1 pseudogene is annotated in these 315 nt (G+C 65.1%); it reads left to right on the top strand.

Going from position 1 to position 315, the window contains the following annotated elements:
• A pseudogene (locus tag EN861_RS34775) lies at positions 1–315 on the top strand (aminomethyltransferase family protein); the annotation flags it as partial.

A 315-nucleotide genomic window follows, 5' to 3' on the forward strand; every position in this document is an offset into this window, starting at 1 on the left:
TTTCGACGATCTGTCCAGGCTGCTGCCCGCCGACGGCAGCGTGGTCTTGAAGAACGTCACCAACGACCGCGGCTGTTTCACCGTCGTCGGCCCCAAGGCGCGCGAGGTGCTGCAGCCGCTGACCGAGATCGACCTTTCCAACGAAAGTTTTCCGTGGTTCGGCGTGAAGAGCGGCAGCGTGGCCCTCGCCAGCGACGTGCGGCTGCTGCGCCTCAACTATGAGGGCGAGCTGGGCTGGGAGCTCTACCACCCCCTGCCCTACCAGCGGCAGTTGCTCGACGCGATCCTGAAAGAAGGCGAGAAGCACGGCATGCG

Source organism: Mesorhizobium sp. M8A.F.Ca.ET.218.01.1.1, from assembly GCF_004791165.1.
Lineage (GTDB): Bacteria > Pseudomonadota > Alphaproteobacteria > Rhizobiales > Rhizobiaceae > Mesorhizobium.